Genomic DNA, 21,453 nt, shown 5'->3' with positions numbered 1-21,453 from the left:
AAGCAACCCGGCGGTCAGACTGGCCAGGTGACATAAATCGGTTTGTTCATCCACGGTAACCGTACAATGGTGTACGACAGCGATGAGCGGCTGATCAGGATGTCGTACGATCGTCGCGTCACCACCAGTTCCCAGTACTCGCTTTTTTCCGTCAGCGCGCCCTCCCTGACCAGCCAGTTTCCGCGAAAACCCGCCACGGACGTCTTGCCTATCGCCGGCCAATACTGTGCAACGGCCTCAATCAGGCTATGAATGGTGGCGATCTCATCACTACTGATATCGACACCCGCTTCGAGCGGATGCGACAGCGGCAAGCCGCACAACAGTTTGTTCAACGCCAGCTCATGCTCTTCACTATGGCTCTGACCGGTTATCAGATATTGCAGGTAATGCACGGCGGCGCGCTGCGCATCGGCGCTGACAAACGCGTTGTCGCTCACCAGCCGTAACCGCTCGAACAGCGGCCTGATATAGCTCTGCAACAGCACCACGCCGGCATTTCCGACCACCAGCGGCATCGTTTGCGGAGCATCGTCATGGCGTGCGGGTTCTGCCGCCCGTGGTCGGGGCAGAGTGCGTGCCGGCGCATCGCCCCGCGCCAGCTCGTCGATCACCGCATCGAGCGCATGGCGCAGGCCGTGCCCGGCGGGCAGCCCCGGTGCACGCAATGCCCGACGCAACTGGGCACGGCTGCACCCGCCATCGCGCAACAATCGCCAGAACAGTTGCCTGACCAGCGCGTCGGTATCCATGCGCCCGTTGCCGGGCAGCAACCAGACATCCAGCAGGCACGCCAGCAAACACTGTTGCCGCACCGCCTGACTGACCATCGACAACGCCAGCCGCGGCAGTAATGCGCGCAATGCCTGTACGGTCTGTATTGATATAGGTATGTCAGAATGGGCGAGCGCCTCCGCCACCGCGCTCAATGACAGATGATTCAGCAGCCGGGTCTTTACCGCGGATTGCGGATAAAGCGGCCGGACGCATTGTGCGAAATGACGGGGCGCGCGCAGCAATAGCGCCATCAGCCAGGTCTGCGCATTGAATGGGATACCGCCCGTCGCCGATGCCGATGCCGGCAACGTTCCATGTGTCAGCCAGCGCGCCAGCACATTTGCCGTATCGGGCCACAGCCAGCAGGACTCGCCGGGAGCCGTCGCGTCCGAACGCGCCCTTTCCTCCGGCGCGGCCGATAGCGGCGTCCCGGACGAGTCGACCGCGTCGCCACTGTTTTTTGGTGACGGTGTCACTAATCGATTGTCGTATTGGTCGTCACGCACTGCCGCCGGCGCGTCAACCACACTCAGCCAGCGGCGCCACAGCGCATCGGCTTTCGCGCCATCTGATGCCGGCGACGCACCGGTCAGCCGCTGCTGCAACACCGTTGTGATCTCGTGTGGATAAACCGGCTGTTGCCGGCACCAGCGCAACAGCAGCCGCGCCACAAACTCGTCGACATCCGTCAGGCTGCCCGTCAGCGTGCGGTGCGCCAGCCAGTACCTCCGCCATGTTTGGCTTAATTGCAGCCAGAACAGCTGGCGAAGACGAAACAGCAAAAAAGCGTCGGAAACCGGTTCGACACCCACCGAGCGGGACAACGCCTGACGCGTCACGCTGACCAGGTCACGCCACAGCCGCTCCCGCTGCGCCACGGTACGCCAGGCTGCCGGCAACCCCTCCGCCAGCCACTGCTGGCCTTGCGGCGTCCGGCTCAGCGCCTCCAGCAGCCGGTCGGCCTGCGGATGACTCAGCAGGCTATCCGGTCGAATCGCCGGCATAGCGACCGGACGCGGGCGCGCCAATTCCCCGCCGCCGGCCGCCAACGTATTCATGCTACTTTGGGCCGGCGCCGAAGCGCGCAGTAAACCCGGCGTTGCCGATGCCCGGCGCCGGCGGACGGAGTAGTTCAGCAACAGCGGCGCCAGCGCGGCGTCCAGTTGGCCGAAGGTTCTGTCGGCACGGGCATTGTCACGCCACTCGGCGACGATTCTCGCCGCTGGCGCGGCGGTGTGCCGGGACAAGATCGACAGCAGGCGGTGCATCCATCGTCTGGCATTCTGCGGCCCGTCAAGATCGCTCAGCATCGCCTCGACCATCGCCTCCGCCAGTTCCCGCGTCACGCCGACCAGCCACCGCTCCTGCCGTTGCCAAACCTGAAGCGCCGCCAATAACGCCATCGCCGGGGCACACAGCGTCGCGGACAACGCCGTCATCAACCGCTGCAGGTCGGACAACGTCACGCCGCCATCCCCCGCCAGCGCGGCAACCAGCCGCTGACTCAGTTGACGATTATCGGCGTGAGTCTGTCGTACCTGCCGCAATACGCTCCGCAGGCGGTCTGACGAGGACGGCATCAACAACACCGCGCGCAGCCCGGCTCGCCCGAACGCGGCGTGAGACGCCCAATCCTGACGGCGCGCGCCGTGCGCCACAGTGCCGTCCCGCAGATAACGACCCAGCGGCTGCCAGAGGCTATCGTCACGCTGCTGCGCGTTCAGCTGTTGCTTTTGCAGTTCATGCAGAATCGCCAGCAGCTCAAAGTGGCCCGGATGCAGTTGCTGTACCGACGCCTGCGTTAGCATCGTCAGCAACAGCGAATAGGCGATACGCGTCCGCTGGCTCAAGGCGAGCAGCGTCTCCTGCACAAACTGACGACGGCTGAAATGGCTGCCGGGGTTCACGAGCAGCCAGGCCAGCGACACGTCCCAGATGAGCCGGGAAGGACGGTGTTGCTGGCGGAGCGACATCTGCGTCCGGGTGACATGCAGCATGATGAAGCGGTGATCCTGAGGCGCCAGCACCTCCACCACCTGCGCCAGTTGCGCCTGATTCAGATGCCGCAGCAGGTGGTCGCGTACCTCGGCGGCGCGCCCTTCCTGCCGCAACAACGCCGCGGCGCGCGCCCGGTCCTGCCCGGCCAGCCGCATCAGCAACTCCGACAGGTGGATGCCTTCGCGCTGTTGCTGCAATATCGCTTCGCGGCGATGCAGCAGGCGCTGCAAATCACCCCATAACCCGCTGTCGTCCGGCGTTTCCGGCCGGGACACATGCGCCCCCGCCTCGTCTTGCTGTAACCGCACCAGCGCCCGCAGGAACGACGGCGCGACCGCCCCGTCGCGCTGCAACCGGCTGACCGCCCGGCTTAGCTCGGCAATCAGCGTCTGAAAATCCAGTTGATAATGCTGCGCCATCTGCCACAGCGTCGAATGCACGAACTGCTGCGTATTGAACAGCGTGCCGCGATCCACCAACAGGTGCGTCAGGATCCAGTACCAGAGATGGGCGCCAAACCCGCTGTCCTGCCGGCGCACAATGGCATAGCGTTGCTGACTGTCGCGCACCTGATCGGCGTAGCGGCAGATAAAGCGCGCATGCCAGGGCTCCAGCAGCGTGACGGTACGGCGCAGGCGGTTATCGCCCCACTGCCACGCGATACGCCGCCGCGCCGCCGCTTCCTGACCGGCGTGCCGTACCAGCGACGCCAGCTGGTGCGGCTGTTCGTCCAGCAATTGATCCACCAGTGACAGCAGCGATGCGCGCTCGTGGTTCCACCAGGGCGATGTTCCGTGCCGCAGGAACCAGCGCAGCGTTTCCCGTGCCGTCGTATCGGCGTCGGTTGCCGGACCGGCGGGGACGCGCGCAGGCAGACAGCGCACCTGTTGTTGCAAAAACGCCCTGCCCAGCGCCTCTTCCAGCGCGGCCACCAGCCGCTGCGTCAGGGTTTCGTCCAGCGACAGCAGCGGCACGCTCCCCAGATCGACCTCCAGACGCTCGATACGCCAGCGATCTGTCGCCGGGCAATGCGCATCGAAAAACCGGCACAGAATCTCCGGCATGACCTGATGGCTCCACTGGCTCAACGCATTTTGCAGCGCCACCGCGTGCGCTTCCTGATCAAAGCGGGTTTGCCATTCGCAACGCGCAATCACATGGTCGGACCCCGTCATGCATCCTCCCGGCCCAAGGCCTGCAACGCGGCCATCAATGCCGATTGCGCCGATGACGTCGCCGCCGGCTCCGCGTTCGCCGACTGAGCCTGACTGAGCTGACGCTGTTGATTGAACCAGACGCGGTAAGCGTCGATCAGCGCCGCCATTTGCGGGTGGTTTCCACGCGCGACGCGCAGGCCGATATGCGCTGGCCAGTGCAACTGCTGCATGAGCGCCAGCCCATTCAGCAACGCGGGCTGGCCGGTCAGCGCTACGTAATCCGGCAGCGCCAGCGTCGCGCCAAGCCAGCCGCCCGGCGGCGTTAGCGCCGTATCGTCGGTTCCCGCCGGCGCGCCCGCCTCCGGCCGCAGCAGGGTATGCTCCACCAACAGCGCCCCCTGCCGGGACTGGCTCAGCCAGACCAGTTGATCCACATACTGCTGCACCCCTTCGGCGCGCATCCCCTCCGCCTCACTCGGTAAGTTCAGCACCGGTTGTGCGCCGATCAAGACCGCCAGACCCGACGAACTTTTCCGCACCGAAACATCGCCGGTGATGTGATCGTCGTCGGCCGATGGTACGTAGGTCCCCGGCGCCGGCGACGGTAGCCAGGCAAGAAACAGGCGGTCCTGCAACAGTCGCGCCAGCGTAGCGGCCAGCATCCGCAAATGACGGGGCAGCCCCAGCAACAGAGCGCATTTCAGCTCAAATACGCTGACGTCGGCGTACGCCTGCGACGGCAACCTGGCCTGACGCTCCAGCGCCGGCAAATCCCACTGCCCGTCATGGCGCAATAGCCGTTCGTCATCCCGGGAGGCGGCAATCACGCGCTGATTGCCGTCCTGCCGCAGCACCCCATCGAGGAGGCGCTGACGCCAGATTGCGCCTGACGCCGGGTCGCTATCGTCCGGCGACGCGGGCACCGAATCCAGGTAATGGATCAGCGCGTCACGGTGGTCAAAGCTTCTCTGGTATACCGACGTCAACAGAACGCTCACGCTGGCCGGGCACTGATTCAGCCACTGGCGATAGTCTTCGTCGCCCAGTCGATAGCGCCCCGGCGACGGCAGCGATTGGGCGCGGGTAAAGTCGCACGCCTGCGCCCGGCGGTAGGAAAGCGCCTGTAGATTTTGCAGCCAAATGCTTTTGACGAAGATGCGGCTCTTCAACCTGCCGCCGAACCACTGCAACCCATCGATGATGTCGTTGTAGGCATCGGCGGGCTCGCCATGCCGGGCCAGCAGGTGGCTGAGCATCGCGTCCCGGCGTTGTTCCGCGTCCTCCGTGTTTTCCATCGCCTGCACCAGCCCGTAGTGGTAAGCGTTGAACGGGTCGCGCTGAAAACGTTGCCAGACCAATTCCGCCCGCAGGCGCGGGTCGTCGGGGTCCCCCGGATAGAAATACTGATAGCGCGATTCGCCCTGTAGCAGCGCCTGAACATCCGGCACGTCATACAGCGGCTGGCAGAAAAAAGTACGGATGGCCGGCTCGGCGGGCAGCCCCGCCAGCGGATCCGGTTTTGCCGGTGGCGGCAAGGCGTTATCCGGCCGCAGCGTCGGGGTGCGGGTAAAGCTGAACGAAAACAGGTTGCCGAGGTTTGCCAGTTGCGAGAACTGGTTGGCAATCACCTGATCGAACATCAGCAGGTAGCCCTTCAGTTGTCGCGCCTGCGCCACCCGATAGTCCGGCGTATCCGCCTGCAACGAATTCGGCCCGACGGCATAAATGTCTGGAAACGTGTTCTGGATCGAATAGTAGCGCTCGATATCGCGATAGCGCCCGGACGGCAGCGGCGGCGCCAGATCAACGCTTGCGTCCACGCTGCTGGCCTGATGCCGCGCATGGAGCTGCGCCAGCGCGTTGAGCGCCGTGATGTTGTCCGGCGGCGCGGCGGCGTTCCCTTGCGGGTTCGCTATCTGTGGGACGAAACGCAGACGGGCGATGCAATCAGCGGCGATCGTCAGGCTGGTCACCCCCGGTTGATGGCTGAATTGCCCTTGCTCGACGGCCAACACCCCCGGAATACCGCCGATCAGCACCACGATATCGATCAACTGGATGGTATTCCGTTTACCCGCCGACGCACTGTTGCCGGCCATCCAGCCGTTTTCCATCATCGGGCCGTTGAAGATTGCATCAGGCTCAATGCCCTGCTCCCGCAGTTGTCCATACCCCGACTGCTGTGCCAGCGGGCTGACGTAATCGGCCAGCGCCCGATCGATACGGGCATAAATCTGCTGTGCGTCCGCCTCCGGAGACAGTAATAATCGCCCGTTAATCACCACCGGCTGTTCCTTCAGCAGCGTCGGCGGTAAAAAGTATTCCCCGATATTACGCTGGCTGTTCAGCAGGTCATGCACCCGCGTCGCCAGTTGCCGGGCCGCCGGGTCGCCGCCGCCCGGATCGCTATTGGCGATAATCGCCACCTGATACAACCCGGTAGGCTGCTGCTGTTGCATCACCGCGCTGAGATAGAGGTTGTCGACGTCAGGGATGCGATCAAGCACCAGACGCCGATAGTCCTCTTCGGTGATCGGTCCGGTGGTCAGAATCTGTTCCGCGGGGAAGAACTGCCGCGCGTAATCAATCTGGTGATTAGCCTGCGTCAGTACATCCTCAATCGGGAAACTGTTGACGTAACCCAATTCCGTCAAGGCATAGCAGAGCTGTTCCAGAATCGTGACGCCGGGATCGCTGTCGTTGTAGTTGCTCCAGCCATGACCGGCGATGGCCTTGATATGTTTAATCCCTTCCTGTTTGAGGAAGGTGAAGTTCTGCTCCGCCGGCAGCGGCCCGGCATTGATGCTGTTTGCCTCTACCTGTTGGTCTAACGGCAACGGCGCGGCCATATCGCTCATGCATACACCTCCGTCAGCGTGTTTTGCGGCATCGTCACGGCGTCCTGAGTCATTGACGACGCCGACAGCCCGGAACCGCCGGCGCGAATAAAGGTCAGTTGGTGGTCCAGTGCGGACACCAGCACCTGATCTTCGTCGGTTGGCTGCAACAGCGCGTCCTGCGCCGTTGTCCCACCAGACGGCGCCGCCGGAGCCGCGGTTTCAGGATGCGCCGGCGCCAGTTTGCGCAATTGCAGTTGCTGGATCGCCGCCACATCGTCAAAGCGGGTCAGGACGCTCGCCATCGCGGCGCTGCTGACGCCGGTAGCGATCGGGTATTGCGGCTGATCGGCCCGAATCCAGGGCGACAGGAACAGGTTGATGCTCTGCGTCAGCGCCTGCGCCAGATCGTTGGCGTTGGCCGTCGCGCTGATCACCAGCGTGGCGACGACCTGGACCGGTTCCGGGCGCAAATTGCACACGGACGCCTGCGCCATCGCCGACTGCCGGGACGACAGATACGCCAGTATCTGATTCAGCCCCTCACGCGGCACCGCCGGACGGAAAGCGCCCGCCGCACTGGCGTCGTCATATCCCTGCACCACCCCGAGGCGGACCTCGCCCGGGCGCGTCGCACTCAGGTTCTTCACGAAAAACAGGCCGGAATAGGCTTGTCGGGCCAGCAGAGCGCCGTCCCACTGGTTATGCATTCGGTCTTTGGTTTTCAGGCGCTGGCTGACGCGCTGGCGAAACAGCGTGTCGTCTTCCGCCGGGAATCCCCCCGTCGAGTCAAACGGCTGCACGATAGCGGCAATCGCCGGGTTTGCCGTCGCCAGCGCGGTGATGCTGCCGGCCGCCAGCCGCGGCTGCACGCCGGCGGGCAACGTCGTCAGCGTTTGCCGCTGCACCCGCATCCCCTGCGTATTGCAATAGACCACTCGTACCCGCCGCGGCGTAGATTGGGTCAGCAGCAGCCAGCCGCGCTGTGGCACTGCGCCGGGAGCGTCGGCCTCGCTAGCCAGCACCGGCGTATCCAGCGCCATATCCGACGGCAGATCCAGCACGATCACCCCCGACGCGCTCAGGCCGCCGGTCTGATCGCTCAGTACGCCGAGCGGCTTCCAGCCCGTCTGGCTCCAGTAATACATCGGTATCGCCGCAGGCGACGATACCGTTGCAACCTCTTGCGCCAGTTCGATAAACAGGCTGAGACGACAGGGCGGCGCCACCGCCGTCAATGGCATGAAGACCGCGCAAGCCGCCTGACAGACCCCCTGATACAGCGCCAGCCCCGGCGTTGCTGTCGCCGCGTCCGGCTGTAACGCGACATCGGCGAGATTGACCTGCGGCGCCGTTGCGTCTGCCGACTGGCTGAAATAGCGATAACTCGTCAGCGTACCGAGATGCACCAGCGTAAATGCCTGCGTCAGCGTCTGTGGCTGAGTAAAATCCAGCGTCTGCCGGGCCCGATAGCTGGCAAGCACCTGGGTGACCTTCGGCGCCCACGGTGGATTCGGCATCGCCGTGGTGTCGCCTTTACCCCAAAACGACATCAGCGCTTTGGCGTTTTCCAGGCTAATGTCGGCTACCAGTTGCGGGTACATGCCAAATCCAAAAGCGGGCGACGGCGCGCTGATCGTCATGCGCATCTGGGGCGACGGTATCGCCGCCGTGGCGTCGTCCGCAGGCGTGCGCCACGCTATCCCCGTCGGGAAACGAAAGCTGAAGGTGCTGGTGGGCGCGTTGGCGTTTACCTTGCCAGTCTGCGTCTGGGCAAACAGGCCGCCGGTCGTCTGAACCGCATCATCCGAAAAACGCCGGGTCGGGTGCCAGAACCACTGCAGAATCCGCTGGAGCCATGAACGGCGTTTGGGCGGCAGCGGCAGCGGAACGTCATCGGCAGGCGGCGCTATCGTCAGGATGGCCGGTTGCGTTTGCCATCCCGTCGCCGTGTCGGCCTGCCAGTCGACCTGAAACGCGGTATTGCTGAATGTGGTGGCGCTGCCGCCGTGTTTATCGAGCCAGCGGTTATACGCGGCGTAGTACTGGCTTAAATCGGTCGGCGGGTGGTCCCAGAAAAATTGCAGGCTCAGCTGCGTCAGCGGCTGGCTGAACACGTCGGGCGCGCTCAGGCAGCAACGGTCGCCGAGCGCGGGCGTCGGCCCGAACACGGCCATCGGTTTACCGGCCGGCAGCGGCGCGCCGTCGTTGAGCAAGGTCACCGCCGGGCTTTGATTCACCGCTACCGCGATCTGCAACGTCAGCAACCGCGGCGCGTGTTGCAAATCGACCGTCGGCGGCAGCCATAACCGGCAATAAGGCAACGCGGTATCAAAGGCTGAAGATGGCGCCACGGCAAACGCCGCCAACGCCGGGAATGCTTCGTCCAACGTCACGACCACGCTTATCTGCGCGGGCGTGTCCCCCTGCCGCCAGCGGCAATGCGCGGTGACATCCAGCCAGTGTTGCGCGCTGCTGAGCGCGACGGTCGTCTGCTGATACGCGGCCACGTCGACGGGCTGGTCCAGCGTGAGCGTGAGCGTCAGTACGCGCTCGCCGGCGCTGAGGCAAAACATCGGGCTGGCGAATGCCAGTCCTTGCGTTCGCGCCTGAACGCCGTTGCCCCCAAACCAGTCGCTGGCAAGGATGTGGCGATGCGAATCGCGCCGGACCTGCGTGCTGTCGGGGAGCGTATCGACATAAAGTTGTTTGTCGCCGCTCTCGCCCGGCGCGTAATAACTGTTGATCACCGCGCCCAGACGTATCCCGTTAATCTCGGTGTCTTGCGTACTGGCAAAGGTTATCGGGTGCTGGTCGGCGTCGGTCCCGGCGAGAAACGCGGTGCCGGCCGCTATCGTCACCGGCGCCTGCCCGGCGACGAGCGTCAGGCAGAGGAAGGTCTGATCCGGCTCCGCCGGGCGCGGCTGCTGCTGTAACAGCGTCCGGTAATAAAAATCGAGATGGCGGCGACTGAAACTGTTCAGCCCGGACTGAGAGAACTGCAGGAGCCGGTTGAAGGCGATGACCAACGCCGTATCAGGAAAATCGTTCTGCTGGTCGCACAGGGCATAAAAGGCGTCTTTGGCGCTGGTGATGACCTGCATAAAGAACGAAAACACCTGATGATAGAGCGTTTCGAGCAGCGATAGCGCCGCCAGCATTGACGCCGGACGCGCGATTTGCGGGCCGCGGTTCTGCCATAATTCGCCGAATTGACCGACATCCGGCGTCGTCAGCGTCCAGCCCGGCCGCGCCTCCGCCAGATAACGCTGCGCGCTGATGCGCTGCCACAGGCATTCTGACAGCGATTGCGGGATAGCCTCCAGCACAAACTGGCGCAGCGGGTAGGCCGCCGCGCTCTGCGATAAATACACGCCCCAGGTGTTGATGTGCCCGAACATCGTATCCAGCAGCAGCAACAGCTGGTGAACGGCCTCGGCGCGGTTGTCGGGCGTGTCTTCCGGCCCGGCCTGGCGGTTTAGCAGGCTGAGTTTGTACTGCGACAGCGGGCGCTGTAACTGACTGAAGCGAAAATGCAGCGGCTGATACGGCGTTTTACTGATCACCGCCAGCAGGATGGCCGGGTCTTTCAGCATCAGGGCGCGCCAGTTTCCCGCCGCCTGATTCCGGGCATCATAGAACACGACCAGATCGGCGATAGCCGCGGCAAACGCCAGGCGATCGCGCATATCACGATCGTCTATCGCGAGGCTGTCCGGATCCAGGCGGCGATTGATCTCGCCAAGCAACGTGTCGCTGTCAACGCTGGTGCGCACCCTGCTGCTCCACTGTCAGATTGGTCCCTTCAAGCAGAGAAAACGGGAACACATGATTGTGCCGCGTATTGGTCTGCCTGATGATGTAATCGATATGAATCGCCACCATCGAGGCTGGCTCGGGCAGGAACGTGACCTCCACAGACGCGACGCTGATGCGCGGCTCATCGTTCAGCAACGTGGTCCGCACCGACTGCGCGATTTCATTTTGTAGCGTCGCGTCCGGATGGCGAAACAGGAAGCTGCGCAGTTCGCTGCCGAAATAGGGCAGCAGGCTGCGCTCCCCGCGCTGCGTCTGCAAAATCAGGTCGATAGACTGGTTGATGTTGGCTTCGGCGCTATTCATCGCCACCTGCCGGACCGCCCCGGAAAATACCGGGGGAAACTGCCAGCCACGGCCGAGAAAGTGACTGTCGTCCATCCGCTATCCTCCGATAATCACCGTGAAATCCCCCAGCATGAGACTGCCGCCGTGCGCGGTGCTGTCGCCTATCCGCGCCGCGGGCATCCCGCCGATCAGCACGGTGGCTGACCCTTTGATAATGCTGTCCGGCGGCCCGACGCACACCAGCATGTCGCCCACTCTGGCGGCGGGCAGCTTGCCGATCAGCACGGTTGGGCATCCCGGCCCGACAACCGGCCCGCCCACATGGGGTATCGGCGGCAATCCCGGCGTAACCATTGGGCACTGGTGAAAGTCAGTCAGTCTTGCTGCTGGCGGCATCGCATCCTCTCCTTTATCAGTTGATCATCACCACGGCGCCTTTGAGGGTCAGCTCGGCGCCGCCCTGAACTTCGGCGGTGGCGCTGCCTTTGGCGTTAAACGACATATCGGCGCTGGCGTTAACGTTCAGACCGGAGACTTTCACATCCCCTGACGACGCCTGAACCGTCACCCCCAGATTGCCTTTGATATTGACCTTCTGGTCGGCCTGAATATTGATGGTGGACGGGCTTTTGATATCGATGCCGGACGACGACATCGTGATGGCATTGTTGTGCTGGTCGGTGATGCTGATTTGCTGTTTTTTATCATCCAGCACAATGACGTTGTTGCCCTTCGTGGTGATCGTCATGATGCTGTCCTTGTCATCGAAAACGATGCGCAGCTCGCTCTTCGTCACGATCGCTTTCTTGCTGTTTTCCGCGTTCGGGGTCAGTTCGCTGTAGGGTTTGCGGTTAGCGCTGTACACACTCCCGAGGATGATCGGGAAACGCGGGTCCTGATTAAGGAAACCGACAATCACTTCATCCCCGACTTCGGGCAGAAAAAAAGCCCCCACGCCGCTGCTGGAATAAAAATTCGCCAGCCGCGCCCACAGGCCCTTTCCGCCGTCATTGAACAGCGGCAGTTCGACCAGAATGCGGTAAGCGTTGTCAGGATCCTGATCAGTCTTCTTCACGGTGGCGTTGTACAGCCCTTCAACGCCGGGCAGCAGCCCCGCCGCCGACGGCGCCATGACATCGTGCTCCTGCACGAACCACAGCGGCGATAACCCCAGATCCGCGCAGGTAAACCAGTTACCGTCGGCGTAATCGTGTTCGATGCCGGAAACGAAATAATCGCCGTCAAACCGGTTACCCATGCCGCTGATGGTCAGGTAGTTCCCGGCGGTCACGGCGGCATCGCCCTGAAAGCGAACCTCGCCGGTGATCTTGGCCAGCTCGCTCTTGAGCATTTGCGCTTTGGACCACTGCGTCAGGGCGTCGTTATCCAGCGCGGCCGTGGTCTGCAAGGCGAAATCAGACAACCCCACCACGCCGGACAGCGTTTTGCTGCTGAGATTGCCCGGCCCGGCCAGGGAATTGGCGGCGGTGGCGGAAATGCATTGCTGGCTCTTGTCGTCCCACGCGCTGGCCTTGACCTGCGCCAGCTGGGTCACGGCGTTAAGCCCGGCGCTGAAATGGTAAAGCCCGGCGCCGTAGGTCACCGTCAACACCGACTGGGTGTTTGCCGTGGGCGAGAAAACCGACACCGTCCCGTTCAGGGTGCTCACCACCAGCCCGTTCACCTCGGCGCGGCTCAGCATGAAGTCCCAGTCGCTGCAGTAGTACTGCACCAGTTCCGGCAGCGTCGCCGTCGTGCTGGTGATTTTTTTGCTCAGACCATACTGACCAATCAGCGTACTCATCACATCGCTGTCGGTTTTATTCTGATAAGCGGCGCTTTTGCGCCCCACGCTCATCTTGATCGCGCTATCGCGGCACTCAACCACCAGCAGCGGACCGACGCCGGGATTCACCTGCAAGGATTGCCGGGTGACGATGCCGGAGAACACCTTTTTATTGGTGCTGTCATACCCCAGGTTGATCACGATTTCCGCCCCCGGCACAAACGTTGACGAGGCGCTCACGGTGAAATTTTCCTGCGAGGCGCTGCCGTCCAGAATTTCCAGCGTGGCGCGGCTAATGTGATTGATTCGCTGCTGTATCTGAATGCGGCGGACCTGATAGTCCCCCGGAATCGCCGTACCGTTGGCGGTAATCTCGTGCGTCGCGACTCCGCCTGACGTCGCTCCGCCGCTCATGCGTCACCTCCACGCTTGAGCGGCGGCACGCGCAGCTGTAGCCCGGCGGGCAGCGAGCGGATCTTGTCGAGTTGATTGAACGCCGCCAACTGGACATAGCATTCCGGATCGCGATAAATCATCTGGCTGATTTGCGGCAGGCTGTCGCCATCGACCACATCGACCCGGTGGGTCAGATCCGGCGATTTTTTGTCCTCCTGCTTCGCGGCGGTGGCCGGGTCAAGATAGGAAGTGAACTGCAGCGACACCCTGGCGCGCAGCGCCGTGCCGTCAGGTCGGAAAAAGGTATAGGTGGTGTCGAACCCCTGTAGCACGCCTTTGAACGACAGCCCCTGTCCCCAATAGATGACCACGTAGTTGGGGCGGTGAATATTGCCGTTGTAGTCGTACACCACCTTCTTCAACTGGGTCATTTCTTTGGTTAAATCCGTGCGCGTACTGTCGACCACGCCGGTACAGTCGAGCACCATCTCAAAGCTCAGCTGTTCCCCGAGCGTGGCGCGATATTTGGACGACAGTTTGCCGCTGCCCGGGGCTTGTTCTTCGTTATAACTGACGCTGCGGTTGATTCGGACTTGTTCAGGGTTGAGCATCACCACGAACTCGCCGCCGGCGACCTTGCTGGTGAACTTTTCATCACTGTAGGCCACCATCCGCATTTTCTTTAATCCGCCCATCGCACCCTTCCTGCCTCAGTTACTTTTCCATTCCGCGTGTTTTTTACGCGTGTTTTCATCGGCGCTGGTTGGCTCACGCACGGTGACTGGCGTTACACGCCGGTCACCGCTCCAGCGGGTGATGCCGCTCCCGCTTTTCCAACTGCCGCAGGCACTCCTGGACAATGCGCTGCTTAAGCGCCTGCAACTGCGCCGGATCCAGTTCGGCGGCCGCCGTCGTGTTCTGGCTCTGGATGTCGGTTTTAATCACCAACTCGCGGATTTCCACAGGCATGGTCAGTCATCTCCCAGTGAAAGGGTTTCAAAATTGGGCATTTCGAAGTACTGGTAGGCGAACTCCAGCGTTTCAATAAATATTTCACTTTCCTGCGACTTCAGGCTGCTGCCGGACCACTTCACCGGATAGGCGGCGATAAAATTCCAGTCCATGCTGACGTTGCCGTTTTCATTCAGCAGCCAGACCTTGATATCGCGGGTTTTGATCGGTGCGGACACGCCGTTGTCCAGCGTGTCCTTCACCCAACTAATCAACGCCGATTCCGCATTGAGCACGCCGCGCCGCAGGACCAGATTCTGAAACGTCGTGTGGGCGGGCAGCCGATACTTAAACCGGTTCTCCCCGCCGCACACCACCTCTTCAATCCCCATTTCTTTGCTCAGCCCGCTGACTTCCTGAAAGGCAGCATCGTTGCTGCCCATGCCGGAAATCGAAACACTGAAGTAAAAGCTGGTTTGCAGGTTAAGAGCCATTGGTCACAAGCAATTGTTCATGGGCGATTTCCAGGGTATCCACCGCCACTTCATTGGCGTCGGACTTCAGATCGGTGCCGGTGATTTTGGTCGGCCAGGCATTGTTCAATTGCCATTGCATGGTGACCGCGCCATTTTCATCCAGCAGTTTGATCAGCACCGTCCGCCGTTTGACGGTGTTCATCTCGATTTCGTCCATCCATTTCCAGAAGTTGTTGTCGTTGACAAACACGCCGCGCTTCATCGTGATGTTGCCGAACTTCGCAATCCCCGGCATTTTGATGGTCGAGAACAAGGTACTGTTGCTGTGACGGTACTCAATCACCTGAACCTCTTTGTCCATACCGGACACTTCCTGAAACGCCACCCCTTTCAATTCCGAGCCGAGATCGACCTCAAACCGAAATTTGGGCATCGGCCATGTGCTGCCTTCTTTGCTGCCGTCATCTGCCATGAGCATGCTCCTTAACAGTTGCTAATCAATGTGTTGAATAGAGTGAACCCCACAACCGGACTTAGCCCGACTTCGCCATTTCCTGCTCAAAGGTGATCACGAGGAATTCCGCCGGCCGGACGATCGCCACCTTGACCGTCACATTCAGGAAGCCGTTCAGCAGGTCATCGCCGGTCATGGTCGAGCCCAGCCCGCAGAGCACCTGAAACGCATCGGCCGCCGACGCCCCCTGCAAACCGCCCTCTTTCCAGATAGACGTCAGGAAGCTGATGATCTCGCTGCGGACCGCCGCCCAGGTATTGGCGTTATTGGGTTCAAACACATAGGCGCGCGCCGCGAGTTTGACCGACTGCTCCAGAAAGGTCATGGTTCGGCGCACCGACACATAGCGCCAGTCCTGACTGTTGCCATCGAGCGTTCGGGCGCCCCAGATCAAAATGCCTTGCCCGTTGAAAAAGCGGATCGCGTTGATCGATTTGCCCGACACCGCATTCACATTGAGATCCGCCTGCTGGGCATCCGTCAGGCGGATCGGCAGGTGCGCGGCCCCGACGATGCTGGTGTTCGCTGGGGCGTGCCAGACGCCGTTCAGGTTATCGTTAACGGTGTAGACGCCGGCCACCGCGCCGCTGGGCGGCAGTATGTTCGCGCTGGTCAACACGTGATTGATGATTTGCGAGTAGGTCTGCGACGCGTTGAGCAGCGCCGCGTTCAGCTGCGAGTTGGTCATCGGATTGGTGGCGGGCGGGGTTTCAATCATGCCGATGATCTTGGCGACGACGGCATTCGGCGCCGACGGCGGATTCAGGATCGGCGCCAGTTGCTTGATATCGCCGCCAAACAGGTTGGTGAAGTTGATATCGCTGCTCTGCATGATCGTGGTGCCCACGAACGGGTAATAGGCGGCCCCGTAATTCAGCCCGTTCGATCCGGTGTTATTGCGGAACGTTTCAATATCGTTGGTGTACATGATGGGGTCTGGCGCATTGCCGCCAATGATATCGAACAGGCAAACCGCGGTTTGCAGCTCCGCCGCCTGCAGCAACATGCTCTGCATCAGCGTGGCGTTGTCGTCCACCGACAGCAGCGTCGCTTCCGGGCAGATATAGATGGTCGGCTCTTGCTCGTTTTGCAACAACGCCAGCCCCCGTTGCAGATCCGCCAGCGTCACGTTCGGGTTAACGAACGGCGCGTCGACATCGCCCGCTTTGCCGCTGGAGGCGCCATAGGTGCCGACGGACACGATATACGCATCGCCCCCGCCGTTCTGGTAAAACAGCCGGATGCTGTTATAGAGGTAATAGAGCGTATTCGGGTCTGGCACAATAGAATAGTAACTGCCGTTCAGCAGCAGATACTCTCCCTGAGCAGGCTGGCTCTTCTGCTCTACCAGATAGTATTCCGGGTTGTATTGTGACGCGGGATCCGCCGGCGGCGCCGGATTCGGATTCATGTAGATGGCCTGAAACTCGGCAAAGGACGTGATCTTCTGCGCCTTGTTATAGTATGACTTGCCCTGATATTCCGCATTGGGTGTGTAGCCGATGAAGGCCGGAACCGCTGTGGCGACAGGGACCACAGAGTTCGGAAACGCATTCAGCTCATTGATGTACACACCCGGAGTTTTGATGTTGGATGCTAGCATGTCGTGGTTTTCCTTTGGTTCACTGAGTGAAATTCCTGTACTTCATTGATTGGCTGCCCGATAGCGTCTGGCTGTCGCCCTTCAACCGCGGTTTGCCGCCGACCGGCCGCGTCGGTCAGACGTACACATACATGACCGATACCGGCAAGTTATCGTCGGCGCGGTGTGTAAACGGCTGAGTGCCCGTCGGGGTCGGTAGCGCCGACAAGATGCGCCGCTGCCGGGCGCCGCCATCGGGCGTATCGGCAAGCTGGCTGTCCATCAGCGACAGGCGCTGCGCCGGTACCTGCTGAAAGGCGATCGCCGACATACTGCGGGTAACCCACCCGTCCGATTCACCGGATTCCGCTGTCAACGCGGCAGGCGACGAGAACGCCACCTGACCGGAGGTATCCACCACCGTCGGGCCTTGTAGCCGGATCTGGCCGCGCGGAATCACGCGGTATTCCCAGGTGGTGGCACGCGGTTGCAAACTGACGGCGTAGGACTGTCGGGTCGCCAGGTCATCCGGATGACAACAGATCTCCGCCACCGCGCCATCCGGCGCATCGTCGCTCGCCGGCGCGCCGGCGATCAGTTGAGCGGTATCCTGCGCGGCGCCCTCGCTCATCACGCGCTGGCTGCTAAACCCCAGCACGCCTTGCCAGTCGAGCGGCATATCGGTGATGAGCACAAAATACGGACGGGGCTGAACCACCCAAAAGCGGAATGGCTGTGCATCCGCCAGCGTGGCGTAATACTGCAGGAATGCCGCCCGCCCGGTTATCGCGCCCCCATAGAAGCGCCACGTATTGCCGAACGCCACCAGTTGCAAACCAAAGCGCCGCATCTGACGCCGGGTGTATTCATCCGGCACCAGCGAGGCTTCCCGCCAGTCCCCTTGCGGAAAATAGTGGTGCTGCAAGATGAGTTCCGCGATCGCAAACATCAGGGCGATACCTTATTGGTGACGTGCTGCAATACCGGTGTTTCACCCGCAATCTGATTCGACTGAATAGCGATGTGACGAATTTTGTAAATAATCGATGGTTGATACCGCGCGCCTAATGCGCTCCAGAGATTTTGCGTTTTTTCATAGGATGAATTCTCTATTTCGAATTGCAGCTGCGTTAAATCATCCGGCATATCGGGAAATTTCTGTCTGACCAGCGTGGGGCTTGCCTGGAAAAAGGCGATGGTGGCGGATAGAAATTTCAAGGCTTCATGGTAATCGTCAAAGTGCGCGGTAAATAAAACGTCAAGATTAAACCTTACCGCAGGCATTATTTGCCTGACGCTGGTATTTTCCGGGCTGCTCGCTGAACGGCCGCCATAAAATGGCTTTATAGTTTCATGTTCGAGATTGATCAGCGTCAGCACCATCTTATTCTGATTTTTCAATGGATAGCTGCCATTCAGCTCCACCAGATTATTCACCACGACCAGTTCGCCGTCACTGTCAAATTGATGACATAATTGTTGGCTCAATATGTTTTTAACGTAGCCTAGCGCGTCATCAATCATCAGAGATCCCTTATATACCCGCCATACTTCAGGTTGCAGGATTGCAGTTTTCCTGTAATTCGAATTATTTCGGGTATGTCGCGAAAATTAATCCGCAAAAAATTCACACAAAACCAGTCTGCGCAAAAATAAAATCATTTTTGCGTAAAGAAAACGATAATAATTCATCTGTCTTTTATATAGAGAGGAATATAAAAAAGACAACACAACACGCGTCAGAAAAAATCTGATGACAAACGGTTATTTTATGATGAATAAGGTGGCGTCGTATGCAATTTGAATACGTTGTGTATTGCCTCCGGCTGTAATCTGCTTTCCGTTAATATTATTGAAAAATGAATAGGATCAGGCTGTTTCGCAACATCCCTTTTATCATCCACAGTTGTTTTTCAGTATAAGCAGAAAATCCAAAAAAACCACAGATGCGCCAGAGTATAAATAAAAAATTCATAATTCATTGAATTTGCTTTTATTTATACGCCAGACTTTTTCGCTAAAAAATAACGGCGGTTCAATAGACAACAAAATGATTTTAGTCTACAGCCTGTCATGATGCGTGCGCACCAAACGAATAAAAAAGGCCATTCAGTCACGACTGAATGGCCTGCTATATGGAATAAAACAGACTGCCCCACGGCTGTGGGGCAGTGACGCATCAAATGCTACGGCGGGAAAAATCTTTCGGGCGGAACCCCAGTGCCGCCAGCGAGGCAAAATAGCTAACGACGCCAGCTGCCACGACCACCAGCAGACGCAACATCCGCTCCGTCATATTGCCCTGCTCCCAGGGTGGCATCCATAGATTCAGCGCGAGCAGTACCGCAGACATCACCACAACGGCCGTCACCAGCTTCATCAAAAATACCTTCCAGCCCTGCAGAGGTTCAAAGATACGCTGACGACGCAACTGCCAGAACAACAACCCGGCGTTGAGACAGGACGCCAGACCAATCGACAGCGACAGCCCGGCATGTTGCAGCGGGCCGATGAATACCAGATTCATCAGTTGGGTCATCACCAGCGTCACCATGCCAATTTTTACCGGCGTTTTAATATCCTGTCGTGCGTAAAAACCCGGCACCAGCACTTTTACCAGAATCAACCCCATCAGCCCGATGGAGTAAGCGACCAGCGCACGCTGGGTCATCAGCGCGTCGAAGGCGCTGAACTTACCGTACTGGAACAATGCCACGGTCAGCGGCTTGGCCAGCACCCCCAGAGCGACCGTGGCCGGCAGCGCCAGCAGGAAACAGAGCCGCAGCCCCCAGTCCAGCAGCCGTGAATACTCCTGCTGATTGCCGCTGGCGACGCTTTTCGACAGCGACGGCAACAGAATCGTCCCCAGCGCCACGCCCAGCACGCCGGATGGAAACTCCATCAGCCGGTCGGCGTAGTACATCCAGGACACCGCCCCCTGGCTGAGGAACGACGCAAAAATAGTATTGATGATCAGTGAAATCTGGCTGACCGACACGCCGAGGATCGCCGGCGCCATCAGCTTCATCACCCGGCTGACGCTGGGGTCGCGGAACTTGATGCGCGGCAGCACCAGCATGCCGATTTTCTTCAGATACGGCAGTTGGTAGCCCAGTTGCAACACCCCGCCCACTATGACCGCCCAGCCCAGCGCCATCACCGGCGGATTAAACCAGCGGGCGCCCAGCAACGCAAAACCAATCATGCTGATGTTCAGTAGCGTCGGCGCAAACGCCGGCACCGAAAAACGGTTCCAGGTATTCAGCACCGACCCCGCCATCGAGGTAAGCGAAATCAGTAAAATATAGGGAAAGGTAACCCGCAGCAGCGCCGAGGTCAGTTCAAAGCGCTCCGGCGTCGAGGCAAACCCCGGCGCAGTCACCATGATCACCCAGGGCGCGACCAGCATCCCGGCCACCGTCACCAACGCCAGTATTAGCGTCAGCATCCCGGATACGTAGGCCAGAAAGGTACGCGCCGCCTCCTCGCCCTGCTGACTCTTGTATTCCGCCAGGATGGGCACAAACGCCTGGGAAAACGCGCCTTCGGCAAAAACGCGCCGCAGCAGATTCGGCAGTTTGAACGCCACAAAAAACGCGTCGGTCGCCATACCGGCGCCGAACACGCGGGCGACGATCGCGTCACGCACGAACCCCAGCACACGGGAAAGCATGGTCATGGAACTGACCGCAGCCAGTGATTTCAGTAGATTCATTCAGTTGTTCTGAGTATGGGAAAGAGAGGATGGCGGGTAAAACCGGCTCGTCCGCCATGTCCATGACGGTCAAACCGCCCGCGACGGTCAGTGCCGGCAACAGAAGTACTGACTCTGACCTGTAACGCCGCAGCGGCTATCGCGGCACACAGCCTAGTCGATTGCACCGCCAATAGCCACACGGATGCCCGATGGCCGCTGTTTTTTTCAGCGTTTTCTCAACAACATCTCGATCACCCGTTGCGCATGCAACGCCTGATCGCCGGAGGTTAACGGCGGCGTGTGCGAAACCACCGCGTCGATAAAATGCCGGACCGCGCCCGCAAAACCACGCTGTTCCAGCGTGCTCTGCCAGGACGGCGCCGGATGCAGCGACACCGTGCCGCCGCGCTCTTCACGCCACTCCCGCAGGTTATCCACCTGATACCAGCCGCCATCATTGACCAGTTGCACGCTTTCACGCTGGCTGCCGGCCTGACGGTGCATACTGGTGGTGATCACCCCATGAGCGCTCTGGAACTGGTGTTCGGCGTAAATCAACTGCCCCTGCGGATTGCAGCGTAGCAGGCCGCCGCACAGCGTGGCCGGCGCGTCCGCCAGCCACAAGGCGGTGTCCACCACGTGCAGATAGTCATCCAGCAGAGTAAACGCCAGCGGATGCGGCCCGATATTATCGATGCGGTGTTTTTCCATGCGCAGGCTGTCCGGAAAAGGCCGCAGTTGCCGGAGCCGTTGATAAAGCGGCGCAAAGCGACGGTTGAACCCCACCATCAGCAACAGATTACGGCTGGCCGCCAGCACCACCAGCTCTTCCGCCTGCGCCAGCGTTTCCGCCAGCGGCTTGTCCACATAGACGTGTTTGCCTGCCAGCAGCAACGTTTTGACGACGTCGTAATGGCTGGCGGTGCTGCTGTGTACAAACACCGCGTCGCACTGGCTGCTCAACGCGTCCAGAGAGGAAAAGCAAGGAATACGGTACTGCTGGCACAGCTGCCGGGCCCGCTCCTGCCCCGGCGACCAGGCGCCCGTCAGTTGCCAGTGATCGGCGTGCGACAAGATCGGCAAATAGGCCTTGCGGGCGATATCGCCCAATCCGGCCACCCCGATACGTAATGATTTCATGCTCTCGCTCCCGGTAACGTGCTGCATTCAGGCTGTTG

15 protein-coding genes are annotated in these 21,453 nt (G+C 60.5%); all 15 read right to left on the bottom strand.

Annotated features, from left to right (window positions below; genetic code table 11):
* Nucleotides 1–14: 14 nt before the first annotated feature.
* The 15 genes from CVE23_RS10475 to CVE23_RS10410 all read right to left on the bottom strand — a co-directional run bounded on the left by CVE23_RS10475 (nucleotide 15) and on the right by CVE23_RS10410 (nucleotide 21,415).
* A complete protein-coding gene (locus CVE23_RS10475; protein ID WP_100849493.1) occupies nucleotides 15–3,950 on the bottom strand; it encodes a contractile injection system tape measure protein in 3,936 nt (1,311 codons plus the stop codon).
* Nucleotides 3,947–6,790, bottom strand: a complete 2,844-nt coding sequence (locus CVE23_RS10470; RefSeq protein ID WP_100849492.1) for a hypothetical protein — start codon at nucleotides 6,788–6,790, stop codon at nucleotides 3,947–3,949. Before CVE23_RS10470 ends, CVE23_RS10475 begins: the two co-directional genes overlap by 4 nt.
* Nucleotides 6,787–10,545, bottom strand: coding sequence for a baseplate J/gp47 family protein (locus tag CVE23_RS10465; protein WP_100849491.1), 3,759 nt, complete (start codon nucleotides 10,543–10,545; stop codon nucleotides 6,787–6,789). Before CVE23_RS10465 ends, CVE23_RS10470 begins: the two co-directional genes overlap by 4 nt.
* The gene (locus CVE23_RS10460) at nucleotides 10,529–10,966 is read right to left on the bottom strand and encodes a GPW/gp25 family protein (protein ID WP_038659103.1); all 438 of its coding nucleotides are present in this window, start codon (nucleotides 10,964–10,966) and stop codon (nucleotides 10,529–10,531) included. Before CVE23_RS10460 ends, CVE23_RS10465 begins: the two co-directional genes overlap by 17 nt.
* Before the next feature lie 3 nt (nucleotides 10,967–10,969).
* A complete protein-coding gene (locus tag CVE23_RS10455) occupies nucleotides 10,970–11,269 on the bottom strand; it encodes a PAAR domain-containing protein (RefSeq protein WP_038659106.1) in 300 nt (99 codons plus the stop codon).
* Between the two features lie 16 nt (nucleotides 11,270–11,285).
* Nucleotides 11,286–13,073: a type VI secretion system tip protein VgrG gene (gene vgrG / locus CVE23_RS10450; protein WP_100849490.1), complete on the bottom strand. Its 1,788-nt coding sequence runs from the start codon at nucleotides 13,071–13,073 to the stop codon at nucleotides 11,286–11,288.
* Nucleotides 13,070–13,750, bottom strand: coding sequence for a CIS tube protein (locus tag CVE23_RS10445; RefSeq protein WP_082170931.1), 681 nt, complete (start codon nucleotides 13,748–13,750; stop codon nucleotides 13,070–13,072). Before CVE23_RS10445 ends, vgrG begins: the two co-directional genes overlap by 4 nt.
* A gap of 103 nt (nucleotides 13,751–13,853) precedes the next feature.
* Nucleotides 13,854–14,024, bottom strand: coding sequence for a DUF5908 family protein (locus tag CVE23_RS22890; protein ID WP_157987320.1), 171 nt, complete (start codon nucleotides 14,022–14,024; stop codon nucleotides 13,854–13,856).
* A gap of 2 nt (nucleotides 14,025–14,026) precedes the next feature.
* The gene (locus tag CVE23_RS10440; RefSeq protein ID WP_038918917.1) at nucleotides 14,027–14,500 is read right to left on the bottom strand and encodes a phage tail protein; all 474 of its coding nucleotides are present in this window, start codon (nucleotides 14,498–14,500) and stop codon (nucleotides 14,027–14,029) included.
* Complete coding sequence (locus CVE23_RS10435; RefSeq protein WP_038659115.1) at nucleotides 14,490–14,954, bottom strand: phage tail protein; 465 nt, start codon at nucleotides 14,952–14,954, stop codon at nucleotides 14,490–14,492. Before CVE23_RS10435 ends, CVE23_RS10440 begins: the two co-directional genes overlap by 11 nt.
* A gap of 61 nt (nucleotides 14,955–15,015) precedes the next feature.
* Nucleotides 15,016–16,599: a phage tail sheath family protein gene (locus CVE23_RS10430; protein WP_100849489.1), complete on the bottom strand. Its 1,584-nt coding sequence runs from the start codon at nucleotides 16,597–16,599 to the stop codon at nucleotides 15,016–15,018.
* A gap of 115 nt (nucleotides 16,600–16,714) precedes the next feature.
* Nucleotides 16,715–17,527: a hypothetical protein gene (locus tag CVE23_RS10425; RefSeq protein WP_100849488.1), complete on the bottom strand. Its 813-nt coding sequence runs from the start codon at nucleotides 17,525–17,527 to the stop codon at nucleotides 16,715–16,717.
* Nucleotides 17,527–18,102, bottom strand: a complete 576-nt coding sequence (locus CVE23_RS10420; protein ID WP_100849487.1) for a Pvc16 family protein — start codon at nucleotides 18,100–18,102, stop codon at nucleotides 17,527–17,529. Before CVE23_RS10420 ends, CVE23_RS10425 begins: the two co-directional genes overlap by 1 nt.
* Before the next feature lie 655 nt (nucleotides 18,103–18,757).
* Nucleotides 18,758–20,293 carry a murein biosynthesis integral membrane protein MurJ gene (murJ, locus tag CVE23_RS10415; protein ID WP_049853920.1) on the bottom strand — a complete coding sequence of 512 codons (1,536 nt, stop codon included), beginning with the start codon at nucleotides 20,291–20,293 and terminating at the stop codon, nucleotides 18,758–18,760.
* A gap of 207 nt (nucleotides 20,294–20,500) precedes the next feature.
* Nucleotides 20,501–21,415 (bottom strand): Gfo/Idh/MocA family protein, encoded by a 915-nt coding sequence (locus CVE23_RS10410; protein WP_100849486.1) that lies wholly within the window; start codon nucleotides 21,413–21,415, stop codon nucleotides 20,501–20,503.
* Nucleotides 21,416–21,453 lie beyond the last annotated feature (38 nt).

The organism is Dickeya fangzhongdai (assembly GCF_002812485.1).
Lineage (GTDB): Bacteria > Pseudomonadota > Gammaproteobacteria > Enterobacterales > Enterobacteriaceae > Dickeya > Dickeya fangzhongdai.
This window is presented reverse-complemented; position numbering and strand designations above follow the sequence as displayed.

Excerpts from the sequence above, each read along its gene's own strand:
- CVE23_RS10475 (WP_100849493.1), bottom strand. The coding sequence starts at position 3,950 with ATGACGGGGTCCGACCATGTGATTGCGCGTTGCGAATGGCAAACCCGC.
- CVE23_RS10470 (WP_100849492.1), bottom strand. The coding sequence starts at position 6,790 with ATGAGCGATATGGCCGCGCCGTTGCCGTTAGACCAACAGGTAGAGGCA.
- CVE23_RS10460 (WP_038659103.1), bottom strand. The coding sequence starts at position 10,966 with ATGGACGACAGTCACTTTCTCGGCCGTGGCTGGCAGTTTCCCCCGGTA.
- CVE23_RS10455 (WP_038659106.1), bottom strand. The coding sequence starts at position 11,269 with ATGCCGCCAGCAGCAAGACTGACTGACTTTCACCAGTGCCCAATGGTT.
- vgrG (WP_100849490.1), bottom strand. The coding sequence starts at position 13,073 with ATGAGCGGCGGAGCGACGTCAGGCGGAGTCGCGACGCACGAGATTACC.
- CVE23_RS10445 (WP_082170931.1), bottom strand. The coding sequence starts at position 13,750 with ATGGGCGGATTAAAGAAAATGCGGATGGTGGCCTACAGTGATGAAAAG.
- CVE23_RS22890 (WP_157987320.1), bottom strand. The coding sequence starts at position 14,024 with ATGCCTGTGGAAATCCGCGAGTTGGTGATTAAAACCGACATCCAGAGC.
- CVE23_RS10440 (WP_038918917.1), bottom strand. The coding sequence starts at position 14,500 with ATGGCTCTTAACCTGCAAACCAGCTTTTACTTCAGTGTTTCGATTTCC.
- CVE23_RS10435 (WP_038659115.1), bottom strand. The coding sequence starts at position 14,954 with ATGGCAGATGACGGCAGCAAAGAAGGCAGCACATGGCCGATGCCCAAA.
- CVE23_RS10430 (WP_100849489.1), bottom strand. The coding sequence starts at position 16,599 with ATGCTAGCATCCAACATCAAAACTCCGGGTGTGTACATCAATGAGCTG.
- CVE23_RS10425 (WP_100849488.1), bottom strand. The coding sequence starts at position 17,527 with ATGTTTGCGATCGCGGAACTCATCTTGCAGCACCACTATTTTCCGCAA.
- CVE23_RS10420 (WP_100849487.1), bottom strand. The coding sequence starts at position 18,102 with ATGATTGATGACGCGCTAGGCTACGTTAAAAACATATTGAGCCAACAA.
- murJ (WP_049853920.1), bottom strand. The coding sequence starts at position 20,293 with ATGAATCTACTGAAATCACTGGCTGCGGTCAGTTCCATGACCATGCTT.
- CVE23_RS10410 (WP_100849486.1), bottom strand. The coding sequence starts at position 21,415 with ATGAAATCATTACGTATCGGGGTGGCCGGATTGGGCGATATCGCCCGC.